The sequence below is a fragment of the Leucobacter sp. USCH14 genome (genome assembly GCF_037619215.1).
Classification (GTDB): domain Bacteria; phylum Actinomycetota; class Actinomycetes; order Actinomycetales; family Microbacteriaceae; genus Leucobacter.
This window is the reverse complement of sequence record NZ_JAQPZP010000031.1, coordinates 1-1024: the sequence shown is the minus strand read 5'-3', so window position 1 is coordinate 1024 and position 1024 is coordinate 1. Positions and strand designations below refer to the sequence as shown.

1 protein-coding gene is annotated in these 1024 nt (G+C 67.6%); it reads left to right on the top strand.

Annotated elements, in window-relative coordinates; genetic code table 11:
• Positions 1-96 precede the first annotated feature (96 nt).
• Positions 97-1024: DUF222 domain-containing protein (locus PQI23_RS13920; protein WP_339975556.1), on the top strand; the 928-nt coding region annotated here is incomplete at its 3' end.

The window sequence follows — 1024 nt, the reverse complement described above, 5'->3', positions numbered from 1 at the left end:
ATCATTTTCAAGGCACGAAGCCAGTCGGAGGCTGTGTCAAACCCGGACGAGGCAGTTACCAGTATCAACGTCGGTGGTTCCTGTTTCGCTGGAGTCATGCCAGCCACCCCGATCGATACCTTCCCTGCGGAGCTGGATGCCGCGTTCGCGGGTGAGAGTCTGTCGCTGGGGCAGGTCGTGTCGTTGATCGAGCAGATGGAGTACCGGCAGCGGGCGCTGGACGCGGTTCGTCTCGATTTGATGTGCGCCGCGATGGAGATGGCCACCGGCAGCTCGAGTGCGCGCGATAACGACCTGGCGTACCGGTCGCTGCGCGCCGAGCTCGCCGCCACGTTGCGAACGAGCGAGCGGGGTGCCGAGTCGCAGATGGACGCGGCGTGGTCGTTGCGACGCGACTACGAGGCCACGCACGAAACGCTCGCCGTGGGAGAGATCTCTGCCGCGCACGCGCGCGTGATCGTGGACGCCGGCAGGTGCATCGGTGCGGGCGGGTCTGATGAGGTCGTTACGCGTCGCGCCGCGTACGAGTCGGAGGTGCTGGAGCATGCGCGCCGGGAATCGGTGAATCGGCTGCGCCCGATCGCTCGTCGCATCGCGGAGCGGTTCGCGGTCGAACCCCTCGACGTGCGGCATCGGGAGGAGGTGCGTTCTCGTCACGTGCTCGTGCGGGAGCGCGAGGATGGCATGTCGGATCTGCTCGCCTATCTGCCCACGGTCGAGGCGTATGCGATTCACGATCGGCTGACGCGGATCGCGCGGGAGGTGGAACGGGTGCAGGTGGTCGCCGACACCGAGCCGGTTCGAACCGGCAGGGATGATGCGGTGCGTGATGCTGTGTCGCGGGGTGCAGTACCGCCGGTGCGGCGCACGCGCGATGAGGTGCGGGCTGACGTGTTCTCCCAGTTGCTGCTCGCCGCTGACCCGGCCGGGGTCGATGCGGGGTCGGTCGTGGAAGCGGTGCGTGCGCGGGTGCAGGTCGTCGTGCCTGTCGAAGCGCTCGGCGCGTTCGAGACGCTCGAAGCGT